8 protein-coding genes are annotated in these 21,158 nt (G+C 69.4%); 3 read left to right on the forward strand and 5 right to left on the reverse strand.

Annotated features, from left to right (window positions below; genetic code table 11):
- Positions 1 to 3 precede the first annotated feature (3 nt).
- Positions 4 to 11,205: a hypothetical protein gene (locus tag H6726_15810; protein ID MCB9659118.1), complete on the reverse strand. Its 11,202-nt coding sequence runs from the start codon at positions 11,203 to 11,205 to the stop codon at positions 4 to 6.
- 227 nt (positions 11,206 to 11,432) lie between these two features.
- Here H6726_15810 and H6726_15815 point away from each other — a divergent pair, with 227 nt between their 5' ends.
- Positions 11,433 to 13,475 (forward strand): hypothetical protein, encoded by a 2,043-nt coding sequence (locus H6726_15815; protein ID MCB9659119.1) that lies wholly within the window; start codon positions 11,433 to 11,435, stop codon positions 13,473 to 13,475.
- A 1,052-nt stretch (positions 13,476 to 14,527) separates the two neighbouring features.
- Here H6726_15815 and H6726_15820 read toward each other — a convergent pair.
- Both H6726_15820 and H6726_15825 read right to left on the reverse strand, forming a co-directional pair.
- A complete protein-coding gene (locus H6726_15820; protein ID MCB9659120.1) occupies positions 14,528 to 15,013 on the reverse strand; it encodes a DUF962 domain-containing protein in 486 nt (161 codons plus the stop codon).
- 8 nt (positions 15,014 to 15,021) lie between these two features.
- Positions 15,022 to 15,735, reverse strand: coding sequence for a hypothetical protein (locus H6726_15825; GenBank protein ID MCB9659121.1), 714 nt, complete (start codon positions 15,733 to 15,735; stop codon positions 15,022 to 15,024).
- A 61-nt stretch (positions 15,736 to 15,796) separates the two neighbouring features.
- On the opposite strand from H6726_15825, the gene H6726_15830 reads away from it, so the two are divergent.
- Both H6726_15830 and H6726_15835 read left to right on the forward strand, forming a co-directional pair.
- On the forward strand, positions 15,797 to 16,717 hold the full coding sequence (locus H6726_15830) for a hydroxymethylglutaryl-CoA lyase (protein ID MCB9659122.1): 921 nt from the start codon (positions 15,797 to 15,799) through the stop codon (positions 16,715 to 16,717).
- Positions 16,718 to 16,777: 60 nt separating this feature from the next.
- Positions 16,778 to 19,012, forward strand: a complete 2,235-nt coding sequence (locus H6726_15835; protein MCB9659123.1) for a molybdopterin-dependent oxidoreductase — start codon at positions 16,778 to 16,780, stop codon at positions 19,010 to 19,012.
- A gap of 12 nt (positions 19,013 to 19,024) precedes the next feature.
- On the opposite strand, the gene pgsA is transcribed toward H6726_15835, so the two are convergent.
- Positions 19,025 to 19,696: a CDP-diacylglycerol--glycerol-3-phosphate 3-phosphatidyltransferase gene (pgsA, locus tag H6726_15840; protein MCB9659124.1), complete on the reverse strand. Its 672-nt coding sequence runs from the start codon at positions 19,694 to 19,696 to the stop codon at positions 19,025 to 19,027.
- A 122-nt stretch (positions 19,697 to 19,818) separates the two neighbouring features.
- Positions 19,819 to 21,066: a tetratricopeptide repeat protein gene (locus H6726_15845; protein ID MCB9659125.1), complete on the reverse strand. Its 1,248-nt coding sequence runs from the start codon at positions 21,064 to 21,066 to the stop codon at positions 19,819 to 19,821.
- Positions 21,067 to 21,158: the final 92 nt, after the last annotated feature.

Here is a 21,158-nt window from a genome sequence, read left to right on the forward strand (position 1 = left end):
GACTCAGCTCTTGAGGGTGGCGAGCAGCGCGGCGGCGCGCTCGTGAGACGCGTCCTCCGCCACAGCGCGCTCGAGCATGGAGATGGCCTTGGAAGCCTCCCCTTGCTGATGCGAGATGTCGCCCAGGTAGAAGTAGACGTCCGCCTTGGACAGACCGTCGCTCGGCTGCAGCTTCTGGAGCAGCAGGGCGCGGAACGTCTTCTGGGCGCGATCGAAGTCGCCGTTGCGGTGGGTCAAGAGACCTAGGTCCTTGAGGATGCCCACGTTGGTGAGGTCGATGCGGAAGGCCGCGTCGTAGTGCTCGAGCGCGCCCGCCTGGTCCCCCATGCGGTCGAGCGCCTTGCCCAACCGATGATGGAAGGTGGCGAGCTCCTTGCTGCGACGTCCGCCGAAGCTGGCGATGATCTGCTCCAAGACCGGCACCGCGTCGGCCTGGCGGCCCGCCTCGATGTACAGATCGCACAGGGGCAGCAACACCTCGCGGTCCTCTGGGGTGAGCTGCGCCGCGCGCTCCAGGTACGTCGCCCCGCTGGCCGGGTCGGCCAGCTTGTCCGTGTAGAGGGTGGCGATCTCCTTGTAGAGCGCGACGCGTGCCTTGTCGTCCGCTGCGCGGTCGGCCTCCTCCGCGAGGAAGGCCGCGAGGGCCACGTGCTTCTGATGCGCTTCGAGGTGCTTACGCAGCTTCTTGCGCGCCTCCCCCGACTCGTCGAGCTCGGCCGCCTGACGCAGCATTCCCTCCGCGCGCTCCAGGTCACTCAAGTCCTGCTCGGCGATGTCGGCGACGCGCAGCGTCGCCTCGAGCGCTTCGGCGCCGGCGAGCACCGGCAGCAGCTGGTCCAGCGCGTCCGCGACGGCTGGCTTGTCCGAGAGCTTCTCGAAGAGCGTGACGCGCGCCCGCAAGCTGGCCTCGTGGCGGGGCGTCTGGGCCAACACGCGGTCATGAGCAGCGATGGCGCCCGCCGTGTCGTCGAGCTGGTCTGCGCGCACGTCCGCGAGCCTCGTGAGCAACGCGGTCAGCTGCGCGGGGTCGCCCTCACGACTGCTGCGGTCCTCGAGGGTGGACGCCACCTCGTCCCAGCGTCCTTCGAGTCCGAGCAGTCGCTCCATCTCGTCCAGAGCCTCTCCATGGTTCGGGTCGATCTCGAGGATGCCGCGCAGCTGATCGAGCGCGTCGCCGCGTCGCCCGAAGGCCTGCTCGTCGAGGCGCGCCATCCGCACGCGCGCGCGGATCTGGTCCTCGGTCGTCTCGGCCAGGTCGAGGCGCCGCTCCAGCAGATCCTTGAGCGAGTTCCAGCGCTCGTCTGCCGTGTAGAGCTGCTCCAGGGCTTCGATGGTGGCGAGCAGCGTGGGGTCCTCCTCCAACAGCTCTTCGTATGCGAGCGTGGCCTTCTGCGCGTCCTCGAGCGGTCCCGCGTAGGTCTCCGCCAAGCGTCGGCGCTGCGCGATGCGCACCGCCGGGTCGGGCTCCACCTCGATGCGCTTCGCCAACAGCTGCACGACTTCGTGCCAGTCCTGTTGGGTCGTGCGCATGTCGATCAGGCCATCGAGCGCTTCGGGGTCGGTGGGGTCGATGTCGAGGATCTGGACCAGGCACGCCGACGCGGTGTCCGTGTCGCCAGCCGCCGCCGCCAGCGCGGATGCCTCACGCAGGCGGTCCTTCTTGGCGAACTCGTCCATGTCTGCCACTGCCCAAGCGCGGAGCGCGGGGATGAGGTCGGCGCTGCGTTGACTTGCGCGCAGCAGGTCCACCAGCTGTGCGTGCGCCTCGAGCGCCTCGGCGTCCGCCGCGATGGCGGCACGCAAGCACGCCTCCGCGGCGGTCTGGTCGCCCATGCGGTCGCGGTACCACCCGGCGGCGCGCAGGTTGAGGTCACGGACCATCATGCTGTCGAGGTCCCCGCTGCGGCTGACCGCCTCGACCATTCCGCGCAGCGACTCCCAGGCCCCGGACGCCTCGGCCAGACGCTCCACCTCAGCCGACAGGAGCGTGTCACGCGGGTCGAGCTCGAAGGCCCGCCGCACCGCGCTCAGCGCGCGCTGGGTGTCGCCCAGGTCGTTCTCCCAGATGGCCGCCGCGTCCTGCAGCATGCGCACCCGCTCCCCGTCCGTGTCGGCGAGGCGGATGCGGATGTCGTAGAGCTCGAGCAGCTTGTCGTTGCGCGACTCGGCGCGGTAGGCGTTGTCGAGCACCTCCACCACGTCCATCGCGAGGCCGGGGTTGTCGGTGAGCGACTCGAGGACATTCAGCGCCGCCTCGTTGCCTGGCTCGACCTCGACCACCTCCTGATACGCCGCGAACGCCCCGCGGAGGTCCTGGAAGCGCTCGTTGCGCAGCGCACCGAGGCGCAGCAGCAAGGCGATGCGCGCTTGCGAGTCGTCGGACGAGGAGACGCGCCGCTCGATCACCTCGGACAAGGCGCTCCAGTTCTCGGTCTTCTCGTGCAGACGGTCCAGCGTCGCCAGCAGCTCCGGCTCGTCGCCGACCTGCTCCAGCGCGCGCTGGATGGCGCTGACCGCGCGATTGTCGTCGCCGAGGTGGGTCTCTGCGATGTTCGCCGTGCGCACGAACAATCCGCGCGCGACCTGTGGGTCGAGCGAAGAAGCGGCACGCCCCATGAACGTGTCTGCCGCCGCCGCCCACTGACCGAGCGCAGCCGCCAGCCGCTCGATGTCGTTCTGGATGGCCTCGTCGCTCGAGTCCTCGGCCAGCGCTTGTCGCAAGCTCTCGAACGCAGCCGGCGCGTCGGAGCGACCGTACTCGTGCGTCTCGGCCAGCTGTCGCAGGAAGTCCTTCTTCTCGAAGGGGTCGACGGCTCCGTCCGCGCGGAGCCGCAGCAGCTCCGCCAGGCCGTCGTTGCGCCCCTGCGCGCGCAGGAGTGGCTCCAGTACCTCGGCCGCCTGCTCGCGATAATCCGCCAGGTGCGAGATGCGCGTCAGCGCTGCGAGGGAGGGCTCGTGGGCCGGGTCGATCTCGAGCGCGCCGCGATACATCTCGAGGGCCTCGAGCACGTCGTCCAGCTCGCGCTCGAGCACGCTGCCGGCTCGGTGCACGAACCCCACCTTGAGCTCGGGGGCGGCAGCCTGCTCCGCCTGCACACGCAGGGTGTCGAGGAGCTCCGGCCACATCGCCTGGCGCTCGTAGAGCCGCGCCAGGCTCACCACGGCGTCCGGGTGGCCGTCCTGCAGGGTGAGCACCCCCAACAGAGCGTCGATCGCCTGTTGCGGACGCGAAAGCTGCGTCTCTTCGAGCTGCGCGAGCCGCAGGCCGAGTTCGATCTTGAGCTCGGGGTCTTCCTCGATCTCGACGCGACGCGCCAGCACCTCGCTCAGCTCGTTGAACTTGCTGCCCTTCGTGTAGAGTAGATCCAGCGACTCGAAGGCGAGCGCGTCGTTCGGGTCCTCGACCGTCGCGCGCGTGTAGGCCTCGATGGCGCCTGCCGGGTTGGCCAACAGCTCCTCGAGCACCGATCCGGCGCGGCGGAGGTACTCGGCGCGCTCCATCGGATCGAAGCTGCGCTCGGTCTTCTTGTTGAGGACGTCGACCATGCCGGTCCAGTCCCCGACCATGGTGTGGAGACCCTCGAGCATGTCGAGCGCGTGCGTGCTCTCGGGGTCGTGCTCGACCAGCCGCTCGTAGGTGGTGATGGCAGACCGCGGGTCACCCAGCTTCTCGTCCTGGATGCGCGCGAGCGCCCCGAGCAGCTCGCCGACGTTGGTCGGGTCCTCGGAGGCTTCGATGGCTTGCTCGTAGGCCGCTACGGCCTGTCCCCAGTCGGACACCTGCTCGGCCAGCCGGTCGATCTGGGCGCGCGCCTCGGTCGACTCGGGCGCCTTCGCGAACGCCCTGCCCCACGCCTCGAGCGCGAGCGCGGCGTCACCGCCCCGCGTCTCGTGAAGGGATGCCACCTCGCCCAGGATGCGCTCCGCGTCCTCGGGCGCGTCGGCCAACGCGGCCTGGGCTTCCAGGATGGCGATGAGCTTGCGCCACTCGTCTTGCTGGCGGTAGATGGGCTCCAGCACCTCGGTGATGCGGCGCTGGTGCTGCTCGTTCATGACCAGACGCTCGAGCTCGGCCACGGTGGGCGCGTGCGTCGGGTGCGCGACGAGCACCTCCTCGAAGGTGTCGATTGCGCCCTCCACGTCGTTCAGCTCTGTGGCCTGCAGCACGCCCAGGCGGTGACGCAGCTCGGCCTCCTCGGGCGTCCCCACGGCCGCGTCGATGCGGAAGCGCAGGTGGTCCGCCAGCTCGTCGTACTGGCTCGCGGCGCCCAGCAGGCGGTCGACGGCCTGCACCGCGCGCACGTCGTCCGGTGCCACCTCGATGATCTCGCGATACAGCTCGGTCGCGCCTGCCGCGTCCGACAGCTTGGTCTCCTTCACGGCAGCTGCGCGATGCAGCACGTCCACGCGCTCGGCGTCGGTCTCCGCGAGATCCACGCGTTCGCGGTAGAGCTGCAACAGGGGCTCCCACTGGCTGGTGCGCTGATAGACGGACTCGAGAGCCGCGAACAGGTCTGCCCGCGTCGGGTCGAAGCGTAGCGCGCGCGCAAAATAGCCCGCCGCGCGCTTTGGATCTTCCCGGCGCTGGTCGAAGATGCGCGCGGTCGTGACGCAGAGCTCCGCGGTGTCTTCGTCGTCGACCGAGACCTCGTCGAGCGCCGCCGCATAGATGTCGCCGAGCCGGTCCCACTTGTCGAGGACGTTGGCCATGCGCGTGAGCGTGTCCCACACCGCGCGATCACGCGGGTCCTCGTTGAAGAGCCGCGCATACGCCTCGAGCGCACCATCGAGGTCCTCGAGGTAGTCTTCGTGCAGCTCGCCCATGCGGCCGAGCAGCTCCTTGCGAGCGGCCAGGTCGTTCTCACTCGCGAGCCGTGCTTCGAGCGCGGACCGCACGTTCGGCCACTCCATGCGGGCCAGGTACACAGGCTCGAGGATGCGTGCTGCGGCGCCGCTGTGGTCGGGGTTGCCCATCAGGACGCGTAGGGCCTCGATGCTGGGCTCGTGGTTCCCATCCAGCTTGAGCGCCTTCTCCAAGTTCTCCATGCCCGCGTAGGCGTCGTCCAGCGCGTCCACCTGCACACGCCCGAGCCGATAGTGGAGCGACACCGGCTCCCCGGCGCCCACCTCGATCTGGCGCTCCAACATGGACGCCAGGTCGGCGTGCCGCTCGGCGCGTGCGTACAGCGCCTCGAGCTTGCCGTAGGCCTCCTGGTTGCGTTCGTCCTCGAGCACCACGGCCTCGAGGGCGTCGATGGCGGAGCGCACGTCTTCCAGGTGCTCCTCCGAGATGCGCGCTTGCTCGAGGAGCAGCTGGACGCGCTCACCGACGCTCTCCGCGACCTCGGTCTTGCGACGGAGCGTCTCGATGAGCGCGGTGTAGTCCCCGGCCGCAGCCTGCAGCGCCTGCAGCGCATCGAGCGCCGCGCCGAAGTCCGGACGCTGCTCCAGCACGCGCCGGTAGTAGAGCCGCGCCGTGTCGATGTCGTTCAGGTGGTCGCGGGCCGTGGCGGCGATGGTCATCATCACGTTGACCTGCAGGTCTCCGTCCATGATGTCGGGGCTCACATCGCGCAGGGTCGACACATAGGGGGCCCACTGAGCCGAACGCTCGGCCAGCCTCCCGTAGTCGCTGACCATGGCGCCCAAGTCGTCCTCTGCGACGCCCGCACGGACCGCACGGCCCATGAGCGTGAACGCCTGCGTGGTGTCGTCGAGCCCCATCTCCGCCACTTCGGCGGCCTGCCGTAGCGCCCCGAGCCGCTCCACCGGGTCGTCGCTCTCGGCCACGACCTCGAGCACGCTGATCAGCTCGGCGTAGAGGCCGGTCGACTGATAGTGCGGCACGAGCACGCGCGCGGCGTCGACCCGAGCGTGCCCTTCGGGATCCGTGACGATCTCTTCGAGGGCGTTGAGCGTGCCGGGGTGGCCAGGCACCTGCGCCAAGACCTCGCCATACGCCTCGATGGCGCGGTCCACCTGCTGCGTGCGCACGCGCATCAGCTCGGCGGCCGCGAAGCGGAGCTCGGCCATCTCGGCCGGGTCACTCACCAGGTCGAGCTGCTGCTCGCGGATCTCCAGTAGGTCGTCCCACTTCTCGGTCTCGCCGTACAGCTTGACCAGCGCGTCGTACGACTCGGCATCGGGGCCGAAGCGCCCGAGCACGTCGTTGTAAGCCACGATCGCGTTGTCGAGGTCGACGAGGCGGCGCGCGTACACCTCGCCCACCCGTCGCGCGATGGCCCGCTGCTCGTCGGGATCCTCGGTGACGGCATCGCGGTTCTGCAGAATTCCGACGAGGTTCTGCCACTGCGACTCCATCTCGTAGAGGCGCTCGAGCGCGCGCATGGCGCCGACGTCGTCGGGGGAGTTCTCGAGCTGCGCGCGATGCGCGTCGATGGCACCGGGGCGGTCATCCAGCGTGCTCTCGAGCAGCTCTGCCAGGCGCACCAGCAGCCCGCCGCGGAGCTCTGGATCGTGCTCGAATCGGATCTGGCGCCGGAGGTCCTCCGCGAGGGCGGGGAAATTCTCCGCTCCCAGGTGGATGCGCTCGAGCGCCTGAGACGCCGGCACCACGTTGTCCGGGTTGTCCGGGTCGACGGAGATGAGCCGCTGGTAGGCGCGCTCCGCGTGCGCGGGGTCCGCCTCCTGCTCATCCCACAAGCGCGCGACCTCGAGCAGCAGCTCGCCCGAGAGGTACGGCTCGTTGACGGCCTCGATGGCGCGCTCCAGCACGGCCGCGCGCTCGCGGTGGGCATCGCGGATGGTGGCGAGACGGGCCAGCACCTCGCGCGTGCTCGCCTCGGACGGGTCGGCCTCCACGGCACGAGCGTACGCACCGAACGCGCGATCGACGTCCTGCAAACGCTCCTCGTTGAGCTCGCCGATGCGCGTCAGCAGGGCCACGCGCGCGCCAGGGTCGCGCACGTCCTCGAGCTGCACCTCGAGGGCGCGCACGAGCTGTGGATAGGCGCCCTGCTCCGAGTAGAGCGGCTCCAGGATGGCCGCGATGCGTTGCCGCTGACTTGGCTCCGTGATCAGCCGCTCCAGCGCCTCTTGGGCACGCATGTGAGTCGGCGCGTCGAGCAGGACCTGCTCGTAGTAGTCGACGGCTTGCACCGGCTGGTCCAGACGCGTCTCTGCGATCTCGCCCAGCTCGAAGGTGATGTCGACACGTTCGGGACCGCTGGCTTGGTCGAGGTCCTCACGGCGCAGCGCCGCCAGGTCGCGCCAGCGCTCGGTGCGCCGATAGAGGCGGTCGAGCGCCCGCCGGGTCGGCACGTGATCCGGCGTGAGTTCGATGACCTCCTGATAATACTGGATGGCCTTCGGGAAATCCTCGAGGAGCTCTTCGAACAAGAAGCACACCTGCAGCAGCAGCTCGCGCTTCTGCTCCGCGTCGATCGTCTCGGCGATGCGGTTGCGGTAGAGCGCCTGCAAGTCGTCCCAGCGCTCACGGTTGGTGAACAGCTCCTTCAGCGACACGAACGAGCGCTCGTTCACGGGGTCTTCGCTGAGCACGCGCTTGTGGAAGGGCTCGGCCTTGTCCGGCTGGTTGAGCACCACCTCGTACAGATCGGCCGTGCGGCGCGAGAGGTCGAGCACGTCCACGGTGCTGAGCTCGCCCGCTTCGATGGCCGTGGAGTAGGCGACGGCGAGCTCTTCGTGCTTGCCGGCCTGCTCGGCCGCGCCAGCGAGCCGGTCCCACAGCTCGGCGTCCGAGGGGCGGTCCAGGAACGCTGCCTCCAGCGCGCGGTATGCGCCGTCCGCGTCACCCAGCTCGGTCGCCGCCAGCTCGGCCAGACGCAGACGCAGGTTGCGCACCTCTTCCTCGTCGGTGGTCTGTGCCAGCCGCTGCTCGAGGATCTCGTGGACCTTCGTGAACTCTCCCTTGCGCGTGTAGGCCGGCTCGAGGACCCGCCCGAGTCGGAGGGCCAGGCCCCCGTCGTCGCTCTCCTTGATGGCCTCGAGACCTCGCACCGCGGCCTCGCTCCCCGGGTCCGCCTTGAGCGCCACGGCGTAGGCCTCGACGGCGTCCGCGGGGCGCGACAAGAACGTCCGCAGCACGTCCCCGTGGCGCAGCGCCAGCTGCCCAGCCTCCGAAGAGCCAGCCTCTACCAGCTCACGTCGACGCCCCAGCATCGCGCTGACCTCTTCCCAACGCCCCGCCGCGCTCGCGAGCCGATCGAGGGCGCGGAGCGAGTCGGCGTCCATCGGCTCGATCTCGAGGATCGCGCGGTAGCGCGCCGCAGCGGAGTCTGGTTCCTCCAGCAGGTGCTCTTCGAGCTCCGCCACTTCGCTCAGCAGCACCCAGCGCTCGCTCGGCGCGTCCGTGTGCGCCAGGCGGTGATCGTACAGCTCACGCAGCTCGCTGGACTTGCCCTCCACGCGATAGAGCCGCCCGAGCACGTCGAGCGCCTCGACGTCTCGCGGGTCGCCCTCGAGGATGGCCTTCAGCTCGACGATGGCGTCGGCCGTGGCACCCAGCTGCTCTCCCGCGACGGACGCGATGCGGCGCCGCAGCTCGGTCCGCTCGACGGAATCGACGCCGTCGGACTTCAGGCGCGCGCGGTATAGCTCGACCAGCGGCGCGTACGCGCCAGCGCGCTCGGCGGTCTCGGCCAGCGCCAGGCGGGTGTCCTGGTTCTCGGGGGCCACCCGATAGGCCTCGGCCGCGTGCTTGAACGCCGCCGAGGCGTCCCCCAGCTGCGTCAGACACAGGACACGCAAGCGCTCCAACAGCTCGAGGCGAGCCGCGCCGCCGTCCTCGGACGTGTCACTGTTGCGCGCCAGCAGCTCGAGCAGGCCGACCAACCGCGGCCACTTCTCTTCGCGCTCGTAGATGGGCACCAGGGCAGTGGCAGCCTGGACGTTCTCACTGTCGACGGCCAACACGCGCTCGTAGTTGCGGAAGGCACGATGGGGCTCGCCGATCTGGTTTTCGTAGAGGTGCGCGGCGCGGAAGCTGAGCTCCTTCTTGAGCTCGATGTCGTCCGTACGATCTGCCGCGTTGCCAAGGACCTCGACCAGGCCCTCCCAGTCGTTCGCCTCGGCGTAGAGCGACTCGAGCCCCGTCCAGTCGCGCGCGCCGATGAAGGCCTCCCGCAACGTGCGCAGGGCGCGGCCGTTCTTCGGCTCGATCTCCAACACCCGCTGCCAGGCCCGCGCCGCCGCCGCCGGGTCCGAGCGGTGGTCGCTGTGGATGGGCCCGAGCTTCTGCAACAGCTTGATGCGCTCGGCGTCGTCGTTGGACTCGCTGATGCGTCGCTCGAGCACCTCGGCGAGCGAGTCCCAGTCCTTCTCGCGCTCGGCCAGCTTCTCGAGGGCGTCGAGCGCACCCGGGGTGTCCGGCGCCTCGGCCAGCACTTCCTTCCACAGCGCGATCGCATCAGCGTGCTTGTGCAGACGCTCGCCCGCGATCTGCGCCAGCTCGATGCGGCCGGCGAGACGCGCGCCCGGATCGCTGGCGAGGCTGCCCTCCTTCTTGAGCACCTCGTACAGCGCGGCCCACGCGCGCTTCTTCGAGTAGATGTCCTTCAGCTGCCCCAATGCGGCGCGGTTGTCGGGGTCCAGCTCCAGCACGCTCTCGAGGGGCTTGGTCGCCTGGTTGTAGTTCGCGAAGCGGTCGATCCACAGCGACGCGACGCGTGAATACAGAGCCACGCGCTCCGAGGCGTTCTGGCTGGTGTCCGCGCGCTGCGTGAGGACGCGGATGAGGTCGTTCCAGCGCCCCATCGCCTCGTAGGTGGAGGCCAGCGCCTCCAGCGCCTCGAGGTCGTCCGGCGCCTCGGCGAGGATGGCGCTGTAGGTGTTGATCACCATCACGTCGAGCTTCAGGTGGTCGCGGTAGATGACCACCATCTCGCGCAGCGTCGCGAGCTTGCGCGCCGCCTGCTCGAGGTCCTCGCTGCTGAGCGCGTCCACCTCGGCGCGCATGACCTCGACCAGCGCGTTCCACTTCTCGCCCTTGCGGTACAGGTCGCGCAGCGCACCGACCGCCTCGAGGTTGCTGGGCTCGAGCCGCTGCACGGCCTTCCACGCGTCGATGGCGCGCTCGGTGTGGTCGCCCTGTTGCGCCGAGCGCGCGAGCTCCAGCGCGAGGGTCAGCTTCTGACCTTCGCCCGCGACCCGCTGCGCGTCGGACAGGATGGTGAGCAGCCGCGGGTCGTCCGGCGAGAGATACTCGCGGTAGAACGAGAGCATGCCCGGGTTGGTCGGGTCCGTCTTGCGCAGGCGCGCGAAGTACGGCTCGGCCTCGGGCGCCGAGTTGCGGATGCGCCAGTGCACCATCGCGAGCTGGATGAGGATGCCCTGCTCGCTCTCCAGCTTCTGGCGGGAGCGCAGCGAGTCCTCGTACAGCGCGACCAGGTGGTCCCACTGCTCCTTCTCGGTGAAGTACTCCACCAGGAACGTGAGCGCGTCGGGCTGCCCCGGCGTGAAGTCCAGCACCCGCTCGTAGCAGATGGCCGCGTTGTCTCGGTCCGAGGTCTCGCGCTCGAACACGCGGGCCGCGTGGATGTAGAGGCTCACCTTCTCGTCGCGGTTCCGCGCGTTCTCGGCCGTGTTCATGAGCATGGGCCCGAGCACGTCGAACTTCTTGCGGTCGCGCAGGGTGATGGCGAACAGGCGCGCCGCGCGCGTGTTGCCGGGCTCGGCCTCGAGCGCCTTGGCGAAGAGCGAGTCCACCTCCTTGGTCTTGCCCTTCTTACGGTACTGCCAGGACAGCGCCGCCGCGCGCACCAACATGGACGCCTTGAGGCTGGGGTCGCTGGCGTCCTCCGCCTCGGCGATGAAGCGGTCTGCGATGCTGTGCCAGTTCTGCTCGGCCGCCTGGAGCTGCTCGATCTGCTCGGCGGTGTCGTCCTCCTCGCGCAGCGTCTGCGCCAGCGAGTAGGCCTCGATGGCACCCGCCGCGTCCATCAGCTCCTCGGCACGCAAGCGCCCCAGCTCCTTCAAGAGCGCGAGCTGGAAGTCCGGATCATCGTCCGACATGCCGATCTCGACGTCGATCAACCAGGCCGCCGCTTGATGTTCGCCGCGCTGCTCGTGACGCCCGCGGGCGAGCTCGATGAGCCGCAGCGGCGCTTCCCCCATTCGCGCGGGGTCTTTGCTGGCGACAGCGTCCTTGAGCCCCTCGTACGCCGTCGCGTCATGAGGGTTGTCCTGCAAGTTGCCGAGGTAGTTCGAGACCGTCAGCGCCGACATCGGCTCTCCTATGCTGCAGCGTCGCGTGCGCGCAGTGGCTGCAGCGTATGTCTGTCGTGGGTTCGCCTCGGGGTGCACCACAGGACCCCGAAAACGCAAGGATCTTCAAGCCTAAGCCCCGCACCCCCGAAAGGCCGCGTGGGCTGGCGATGGTACCGGCGCGGCGTCTCGGGTTTCAAGCGTGAAATCCCCACGACGCGAATCCGTTGCGCGGTTACCATCGACGCATGCACGGCGCGCGCTCGTCTCTCCTGTTCTCGCTCGCGCTCGGCGCGGCGCTCCCCTGCTGCGGCAGCTCGAGCTTCGACCCCAGCAGCCCTCACCTGCGGATGGACTTCGAGGCCGAGGCCGCGGACTTCTACGCCGCCCCGTTCCCTGGTGCACACCGCTTCACGTATGGCGTGCCGGACGTCTCGGGCTTCCCGAACCCGCGTGGGACGGAGTTCGTCGACGCCATGCTCGACCTCATCACGCTCGACAGCCGAGGCGCCGGCGTGTCATCCGCCATCTACTTCGAGAGCACGGAGCTGCTCGACGACGAGAGCTTGCCGAGCGTCGACGAGAGCGTGGGCAGCGAGAGTTCCGTCTTCCTGGCACGCGTCACGGACGACGGCGCGCTCGGGCCGCACCACCCCATCCACGTGGCCGCGGTCGACACCGCGGCCAACCAGCAGGCGTTCGGTGCACCCTTCATGCTCGGGCTGCTGCCGTACCAGGGCATCCCGTTGGCGGCGGACAGCCTGTACGTGGCGGTCGTGTTGGACGAGGTGCACACCGCCTCGGACGCCCCGCTCGCGCGCCCCCCGGCGCTGCGCGACATCTTCGCGGGACGCACGCCAGCCGGGCTGGACGCGGCGCACGCGGCGGACTACCTGGCTGCTGCCGCTGCGGTCCGGGGAGCCGGCATCCCCGCCTCGCGCGTCGTCGGCCTGACGGCCTTCCGCACTGGCGACCCGACGCGCGAGCTGTTCGCCGCCCGTGAGCAGGTGCTCGCGGAGACGCTGCCCTCCCTCTCGGCGTTCACGCCTCGCGAGGTGTTCGACACGTATTGCGTGTACGAGGCCAGCGTCGACATGCCGGTGTTCCAGGCGGGCACGCCTCCCTACCGCGGCCAGGGGGGGGGGTGGGTGCACGACGCGAACGGCGACCTCGTGTTGGACCACAGCGAGTCGGCGCGCGTGTTCGTGACCATCCCCCGCGCGGCGGCGGGCACGGACGGCTACCCTACCTCCATCTTCGTGCGCACGGGCGGCGGCGGGGACCGGCCGCTGGTGGACCGCGGCATCCGTGACGCCGACGGCATGGTGATCACGCCGGGCACGGGCCCCGCGCAGGAGTTCGCCGCCGCCGGCGTGGCGGGCATCACGGTGGACGGACCACACGGCGGGATCCGCAACGTGAGCGGCGGCGACGAGCAGCTGCTCATCTTCAACTTCACGAACCCGCCCGCGCTGCGCGACAACATCCGTCAGTCGGCGCTGGAGCTCGTGGTGTTGGCCAACCTCGTCGGCGACGTGAGCATCGACACCAGCGCCTGCCCGGGTGCGTCCCAGCCCGCCACGCTCGACGCGTCGCGCCTGGCGCTGATGGGGCACAGCATGGGCGCCACCATCGGACCGCTCGCCGTGGCGGTCGAGCCCAGCATTCGGGCGCTGCTGCTCAGCGGTGCGGGGGGCAGCTGGATCGAGAACGTCCTCTACAAGCAGCGCCCGCTGCCCATCCTGCCGCTGGCCCGCATCATCGTCGGGTACACGCGCACGTCGCAGCTCCTCACGCAATTCGACCCCGTGCTGGCGCTGCTCCTGCAGTGGTCGGGCGAGGGCTCGGACCCGCAGACCTACGCGCACCGCGTGATCGATCAGCCGCCCCCAGGCGCGCAGCCACGCCACGTCCTGATGATGCAGGGCATCGTGGACACCTACATCCTCCCGGCCATCGCGAACGGCCTCAGCCTGCCTCTGGGGCTCGAGCTGGGCGGCCAGGCGCTCGAAGCCAGCGACCCGCGCTCCGCGGTGTTCACCAGCATCGCGGACGTGCTGCCCCTGGTCGGCCGCAGCGCGCGCCCGTACCCGGTCAGCGGCAACCGCACCGTCGGCGCGGACACGGTCACGGCGGTGGTGACCCAGCACCCCGAGGACGGCGTCGAGGACGGCCACGAGGTGGCGTTCCAGACCGAGGGGCCGAAGCACCAGTACCGCTGCTTCCTCGAAGACTTCGCGGCCGACCGCGTGCCTGCGGTGCCCGCCCCCGACTCCGCCACGTGCGAGTGAGGCGTTCCCGCGAGGGCGTGCCCTCTCGCCAATGCCAGCGGACCTCGAGGTCGTGTCCGGGGACGGCCAATGTGATCGCGACGGGGCCAGCGAATGTGATCGCCCGGGGCGGCCAAAGTGATCGCGTTCGGGATGTATCCCTCGCCCGTGCCCACCCTCACCGTCATGACGGGGACCGGCCAGGGGATACGATCACGCACTACGCGCCGCAGCCGAACCAGCGAACACTTTCACCTTGGCCGTCCCCATGGTCCCTACGTGGATCAGTTTGGCCGGCCCCTGACAGCATCCTCAGGGTCCACAGAGAAGCAACGGGTTAGGCTCACACCACTCGGCGTCCATTGGATAGTCGCTGGGTATCGCCGCCATCATGATGACCCCACCTGAGGGGAGTACGAAGCATGAGAATGCGAACGAGGCCAGGCTTGATCCGGAGCACCAAACATAATTCCCTTGCTCGATCTCGACACATTCCGTTGGGACGTCGTCTAGGCGCACTCCCGAGAATCCGAAGCATCCGTCGGGACAGTCTCCGTCCGCCAAGAAGCCGCACTCTACGCCCACATCCGTACGGCCCGCGTCCGAGATGGAGTGATACTCCGTGCAGCCTACCAGGAAGGCAATGACAGCAAGTGCTCCGTGATTGAACCTCACGTCAACCTTGGTGCAGTTCATGGCGGATCCTCCTGCACCAGACAGCGTGGAGGGCGCCCCTGCATGTGTCAAGGTCGGTCGAGTCAGGTAGTCAGGTGGGGCGCCCGACTGCAGCTCACGAGACGCAGTCCGCCTCCGCAGGGGGCGGACTTCGAGCGAGCGATCACGTGAGATCGCTGCCCCGGACTTTAGTCACTTTAGTCCGGGGTGCCCCTATTCGCGGACGAAGCAAAGTCAGACCCCTCAGCCCGAGGTGCGCCGAGTCCGGGACAAGCTGCCGTTCTGACACAGCCGCCTCGATCACCGGCGCCCCTATCGGCTGCAGCCTCTTCGGTTTGGAGCGCCCCAAGCGTTCAACCAGGTTCGCCGTCCCGACGGCCCCGCTCAGACCGCGCAGCTCAGGCCGCTGCCGGGTTGAGCAGCGGCTCCTCGAGGTTCAGCTCCTCGAGGGGGTCGCCGGACCACAGGCGGCCGAGCGCCATGTGCCCCCACATGCGGAAGTCGCTGGCGGCCGACATGAGCGGGTACTGGAACGTGGCGGGCCGGTTGCCCTCCACCTTGAAGTGCCCGAACCACGCGCAGCCGTAGGCGAACACGACCCCGGCTGGGAACGTGAGCGGCGCCGCCAACGTGGGCAGCAGCAGCATGGCCGCGACGTGCTTGAGCGGACGCTCCTCGCGCTCCACCTCGAGCCCGTGCTTCCCGATGGCCAACGCGGCGGCGATGGCCAGGGGGAACTTGACCGGGTTCATGGCCGCGCTGACGCCCATGGCCGCCATGAAGCCGCCCGTTCCGAGGAAGTGCAGCTTGCGGGACGTGGCCGAGCGGTGCTCGGACAGGTAGTAGGGCCAGAATTCGTCGAGGTTGCTGGGACGCTTGGGCATGGTGCCGGTCAGCGTACCATCAGCGCGCCGGCGTAGGTGAGCGTTCCCCACGTGGTGAGGCCGATGGCGAGGTGGATGGTGCTGAGGGCCTGCAGCGCGCGGTAGTCGTCCGCGCGGTTGAGCCCGAAGGCCTCCGAGTTGGCGGCGACCATGCCGAGGAGGATCTGCGCGGCCATTCCCGCGAAGTGGATCCAGCGCAGGCGCTTGTGCGTCCGCAGGCGCCGTGCGTACTGCCCATCGCCCTGGTCCACATGGAGCGGGTCGGGCATCGCGTAGCTGAGCCCGAAGGTCGTGTAGTACAGCGCCGACGTCAGGATGACCGTGGCCAGGTGAGGTGCAGGGAGGCCGGTGCAAGCGCCTTGTCCGAAGGTCGCATCCCCCCGCACGCACGGCGTGTCCTCCAGCGACGACCAGTGCCCGTAGAGGTTGCGGAACTGGATGATGCCGAACGCCGTGGCCGCGGTCATGCCGGCCCAGGTGGCGATGCCCATGGCGCGGTGCACCCGTCCGATGCGCCGACGCCGGGCGATCTCGTCCGCCATGCTGCTCTGGGGCGCCGCGTCATCCGTGTCGGCGAGCACGTCCCCGGTGAGGGCCAGGTCCACGTCCGCAGCCTGCACCGCGAGCGGCGCGCTCTGGGCATGAGCGAGGTAGCTAGGGTCCAGCTGAAGCGAGAAACCGAAGACGGGCGTGGCGAGGAGGAAGGCGGCGAGGGGTCCCATGGGGGGCTTATCTAGCACACGACGCTTTGCGGAATGAACGAAATGACGCGACATTGGCGTCATGGCCATCTTCGACGCCCTCCCCGCCGCCGTCTCCATCTACGAAGTGTCCCCGCGCGACGGGCTCCAGAACGAGAGCGCGCAGGTGGCCACCCACGCCAAGGTGCGCCTGATCGAGTCCCTCATCGAGGCGGGCCTCCGGCGCATCGAGGTCACCAGCTTCGTGTCGGCCAAGTGGGTGCCGCAGATGTCCGACGCGGACCAAGTGTGCCGGATGGTGGAGAAGCCCGAGGGGGTCTGCTTCTCGGCCCTGGTCCCCAACGCGCGCGGCCTCGACCGCGCTCTGGCCGGCGGCATCGACGAAGCGGCCGTGTTCCTGAGCGCCAGCGAGACGCACAACCGCAAGAACGTGAACAAGAGCGTGGCCGCCACGCTGACGGCGTTCGAAGACGTCATCAGCCCTGCGCTGCGCGCCGGGATGCAGGTGCGCGGCTACGTCTCCACCGTGTGGGGCTGCCCGTACGAGGGCTCCGTAGACCCGCACGCCGCCCTCCGCATCGCGCACGAGCTGCTCTCGCGGGGGTGCTACCAGGTGTCCCTCGGCGACACCATCGGGGTCGGTACGCCCCTGCAGACGCGCCGCATCCTCGAGGTCTTTCTGAAAGAGATCCCCGCCGAGAAGATCGCGCTGCACCTGCACGACACGCGGGGCACCGCGCTCGCCAACGTGCTGGTGGGGCTCGAGATGGGCATCACCACGTACGACTCGTCCGTCGGCGGGCTCGGCGGCTGTCCGTATGCGCCAGGCGCGGCCGGCAACCTCGCCACGGAGGACCTCGCCTACACGCTCGCGGGGATGGGCATCGACACGGGCCTCGACCTCGAGAAGATCTGGCGCGCCGGCCAGGTCGCAGAAGGCATCGTGGGCCGCGAGTTGCCTGGTAAGGTTCACAAGGCGGGCATCCGCTCGCTGGCCCACTAGAGCCTTCGGACGCACACAACGCGCGGCGTCCCGCCAGCTCGTCACCACGGACATCCCCCCATGACCGAGACCCACCACACCTTCTGCCGCATCTGCGAGTCCCTCTGCGGCCTCGAGGTCACCACCGACGCCGGCCGCGTCGTGCAGATTCGCCCCGACAAGCAGCACGTCGCCACCGACGGATACGGCTGTGTCAAAGGGCTGAAGCAACACAAGATGTACGACTCGCCCGACCGCTTGAAGTACCCGCTCAAGCGCGTGGGCGGGCGCTTCGAGCGCATCTCGTGGGAGCAGGCGTTGTCCGAGATCGGCGCGAAGGTGCAGCAGCTGCGCGGCATCCACCCGGACAGCATCGCCATGTACGTCGGCACCGCGGCCGGCTTCGGCGTGCTGCACCCGGTGTTCGCGGCGGGCTTCATGCAGGGGCTCGGCTCGGGCAGCATGTACGCGTCCGCGACGCAGGACTGCGCCAACAAGTTCGCGGTCAGCAAGCAGCTCTACGGGTTCCCCTTCAGCCTCAGCTTCCCGGACATCGACCGCACCGAGTGCCTCATCATCGTGGGCGCCAACCCCGCCATCTCCAAGTGGTCGTTCCTCCAGGTGAGCAACCCCATCAAGCGCCTGCGCGCCATGGAGGAGCGGGGGGCGAAGCTCTACGTGGTGGACCCGCGTCGCACGGAGACCGCGCGCGTGGCGGGCGAGTACGTGGGCATCCGGCCCAACACGGACGTGTTCTTCTACCTCTCGTTCCTCAACGAGCTGCTCGCCCAGGGCGGGGTCGACCGCGAGCGCGTCGAGCGCTTCACGAAGCGCTTCGATAAGCTGGTGGCCATCGCGGACGGCTGGACGCCCGAGCGCACGGAGACCGTCACGCACGTGCCCGCCGCCAAGCTGCGCGAGATGGTCACGGCCTACCGCACGGCGAAGGGCGCCGCGCTCTACTGCTCCACGGGCGTCAACATGGGGACGCACGGCTCGCTGGCCTTCTGGCTGCAAGAGGCCATCAACGCCATCAGCGGCAACCTCGACCGGCGCGGCGGCACGCTCGTGGGCGAGGGGGTCTTCGACTTCGCGGCCTTCGGCAAGCGCACGCGCATGTTCCTGAGCGGTCACAAGGGCCGCGTCGGGGAGTTCGAGGCCGTGAACGACGCGCTCCCTGGCGGTGTGCTGGCGGACGAAATCCTCACGCCCGGCGACCGGCAGGTGCGCGCGCTGTTCGTCACGGGGGGCAACCCGCTCATCACCATGAGCAACGCCAACCGCCTGCGCGACGCCTTCACCAAGCTCGAGCTGCTGGTGTGCCTGGACATCCAGATGAGCGAGACGGCGCACCTCGCCAACTACGTGCTGCCCTGCACCTCGCCGCTGCAGCGTCCGGACCTGCCCTTCATCTTCCCACTGCTGCTCGGCATGCAGTCCCGGCCCTACCTGCAAGCCACAAGCGCGGTGTTGCCGCCCGAGGGCGAGCAGCGCGACGAGGCCACCATCTACACGCAGCTCGCGCAGGCGTGCGGGATCAGCCTGTTCCGCGGCAAGCCGCTCCAGATGCTGCTGGAGGCGAGCATCCGTCGTCAGCAACGCAAGCACCCGGAGCTCCAGCCCGCCATCCCGCAGGAGCGCATCCTGGACCTACTGCTGCGCGCCAGCCGCGAGGGCAGCTTCGAGGCCCTCCTCGCGAAGACGCACGGCCAAGAGCGGCCGGAGCACCGCCCCGGCTCGTTCCTGGGCAAGCGGGTCATCCACGAGGACGGCCGCATGGACCTCGCGCCTCCCTCACTCATCACCGAGGCGAAGAAGCTGTCGGCCACGTTCGAACGTGAGCACGCGCAGCGCCATGAGCTCAAGCTCATCACCAAGCGCGCCATCACCACCCACAACAGCTGGACTCACAACATCGAGGACTTCGTGGAGGGCGGCACCAACTACCTGTACATGCACCCGGACGACGCGGCTGCGCGCGGCTTGGAGGCGGGTGACATGGTGGACGTGAGGACGAAGACCGCCGCCGTGCGGGTCCCGCTGCAGCTCCTGTCGGAGCTGCTCCCGGGCGTGTGCGCGCTGCCCCACGGCTGGGGTCACCAGCACGCCAAGGGCATGTCCGTGGCGAGCCGCACGCGCGGCGTGAACGTCAACGTGCTCGCGGCCGATGGCGCCGACCAACTGGAGCGCGTCTCCGGGATGGCGCATCTGACAGGCTTCGTGGTCGAGGTGACCAAGGCGGCCGGCCCGCAAGACGTGGAGAGCTGGAGCGGGCTCCCCGAGGACCGCTTCCACGCCGCGCAGCTCGCCCTGTAGCGGACGGCGGGCCTATGCGTCTGGCTCGGCGTCGTGCTCGGCCAGGCGCTGCTCCTTGGCCTCGACCGCGCCAACGAACAAGGAGATGTACTCGCCCGCGCTGGTGATGGCGAAGAAAAGGCTGAGGTACAGCATGGCCAAGCCCACCTGGCTCATGTCCACGCGCATCTGCGTGAAGCCGAAGTCGATGTCGTAGGGGTGGTAGACGATCAGCAGCAAGATGGCGACCATCTGGAGCGCCGTCTTCTCCTTGCCGCCCTGCCCCGCCGCCATGACCACGCCCTCGCTGAGCGCGATGGTGCGCAGCGCGGTGACGCCCAGCTCGCGGCCCTCCATGATGATGACCGCGATGACCCCGGGCAGCGGCAGCCGCCCGAGGTAGCAGAGCCACACCAGTGAGGCCATGACGAGCAGCTTGTCGGCGAGCGGGTCCAGGAACTTCCCGAGAATGCTGATGAGCCCCATGCGCCGCGCCAGCCAGCCGTCGAGCGCGTCGGTGATGGCCGTCACCATGTACACCATCGCGGCCCAGAAGCAGGCGCTGGGCGTGCCGTCGGCGATCAGCCAGAGCACGACCGGGATCATCACGACGCGCGCCATGGTCAGCAGGTTTGGGAGGTTGATGGCGTCCTGGCGGATGCTGCTCCGAACCTTGGTCTTCTGCGCGCGCGTATCGTTGGCCATCGTGCTCGGACTCGTGGTTGGCGACCCTAGCAGCCCGCCCACGGGTTGGCGAATCTCCTCGGACGCCGGCTTCCGAGCGGCGGCGGGCCCGCGGCGTGGCGCGGCGGCGCCCGCCTCCGAGGTCAGCGGACCAGCACCACGCCTTCGCCACGGAACACCAGGCGCTCGCCGTCGGCGCTCGGGAACAGCCGCCCGGTCCAACCGACGAGGCGCTCCGGCGCGAGCCGCACGGCCTCGTCGCTGACCGCGACGCCCGTCGGCAACGACGAGAGCAACAACGCGACGCGCCCATTCCCGCGCAGCTGTGTGAACGCGCCGCTCGCGGCGCCGAGGGGCAAGGTCGCGCTCTCGAACGACAGCTGATGCTCGAACGCCACCACCACCCCCTCGCGGACGTACAGCGGCGCCTCGTCCAGCGCGAGCACGATGAAGCGCTCCCCGTCCTGTGGATGAGCGACTGCGCTCACCGGCCCACGCCAGCGGCGAATGGGCCGCTCGCCGCCGAGTGTCTCTTCGGTATCGGCGCCCTGTGCCCTCCGTGCGACTGGCTCGGACTCGAGTGCCCCGCGGACCGCCGTGAGGCCGACCTCGCGCACGTACAGCGCCGTCTCGGCGTGTAGCAGCAGCTCGCCCTGGGTGCCCAAGGCCAGGGCGCTCTGTGTCGGAAACGTCGCCGTCCAATCGCGCACGATCTCGGCGAGGGTCGGCGGCTGAAACGTCGCGGCGACGGGCGTCGTCGAGGACTGCGCGGCCTGCTCGCGTCGCTGCGCAGCGATGGCGTCCAGGTCGGAAGGCGCGACATCGCTCCGGAGGCTGCCCACGAGCTCCGCCTCGTCCTCGGGACGCGGTGTGACGGCGCGCGTCTCGCCCGTCCCGCGGCCTTCGAGCTCTTGCTCCATGCGCCGAGCCATGGCGGCCTGGCCGCCACGCAGGAATGCGCCACGAGCCTCCTCGAGCTGCCCGCGGCGCCAGTGGATGAGGCCCATGTAGCCCCAGGCCTTGCTGTGATCCGGTTGGATGCGCAGCGCCTCGTGGACGTGCTGCAGGGCATCGTCGGCCTGCCCCGTCTTGAACAACGCAAGCGAGAGGTTGACGCGCAGGGTCGGGTCTCGGGGGAAGGTGCGGACCAGCTGCTGCCAGATCTCGATCGCGCGCGGGTACAGGCCGAGCCGGAAGTACACGCCTGCCAACAGATCCTGACTCTTGGCGTCCTGGGGCTGCAGGCCGAGCGCCTTCTCGAGCTCGCCTTTCGCTTCGACGACGCGGTCGTTCAGCAGCATCTCGCTGCCGCGGTACAGATGGAAAAGGAAGTCGTCCGGACCTGTGGCGACGCTGGGGATGCTGTCGTGCGAGGAGAGCTGCGGGTCCATGAGGGTCTCGCACCGTATCGTCGCAGCTCGCGTGGGGTCAATCCGTACGACCGCTGACATTTTCTCAGCACACCACGACGGGCGGGCTCGAC

This window comes from Sandaracinaceae bacterium (assembly GCA_020633055.1).
Classification (GTDB): domain Bacteria; phylum Myxococcota_A; class Polyangia; order Polyangiales; family Houyiibacteriaceae; genus JADJJE01.

Bases quoted from the DNA above. Each gene is read 5' to 3' on its own strand.
- H6726_15815 (MCB9659119.1), top strand. From the start codon at position 11,433: ATGCACGGCGCGCGCTCGTCTCTCCTGTTCTCGCTCGCGCTCGGCGCG.
- H6726_15820 (MCB9659120.1), bottom strand. From the start codon at position 15,013: ATGCCCAAGCGTCCCAGCAACCTCGACGAATTCTGGCCCTACTACCTG.
- H6726_15845 (MCB9659125.1), bottom strand. From the start codon at position 21,066: ATGGACCCGCAGCTCTCCTCGCACGACAGCATCCCCAGCGTCGCCACA.
- pgsA (MCB9659124.1), bottom strand. From the start codon at position 19,696: ATGGCCAACGATACGCGCGCGCAGAAGACCAAGGTTCGGAGCAGCATC.
- H6726_15830 (MCB9659122.1), top strand. From the start codon at position 15,797: ATGGCCATCTTCGACGCCCTCCCCGCCGCCGTCTCCATCTACGAAGTG.
- H6726_15835 (MCB9659123.1), top strand. From the start codon at position 16,778: ATGACCGAGACCCACCACACCTTCTGCCGCATCTGCGAGTCCCTCTGC.
- H6726_15810 (MCB9659118.1), bottom strand. From the start codon at position 11,205: ATGTCGGCGCTGACGGTCTCGAACTACCTCGGCAACTTGCAGGACAAC.
- H6726_15825 (MCB9659121.1), bottom strand. From the start codon at position 15,735: ATGGGACCCCTCGCCGCCTTCCTCCTCGCCACGCCCGTCTTCGGTTTC.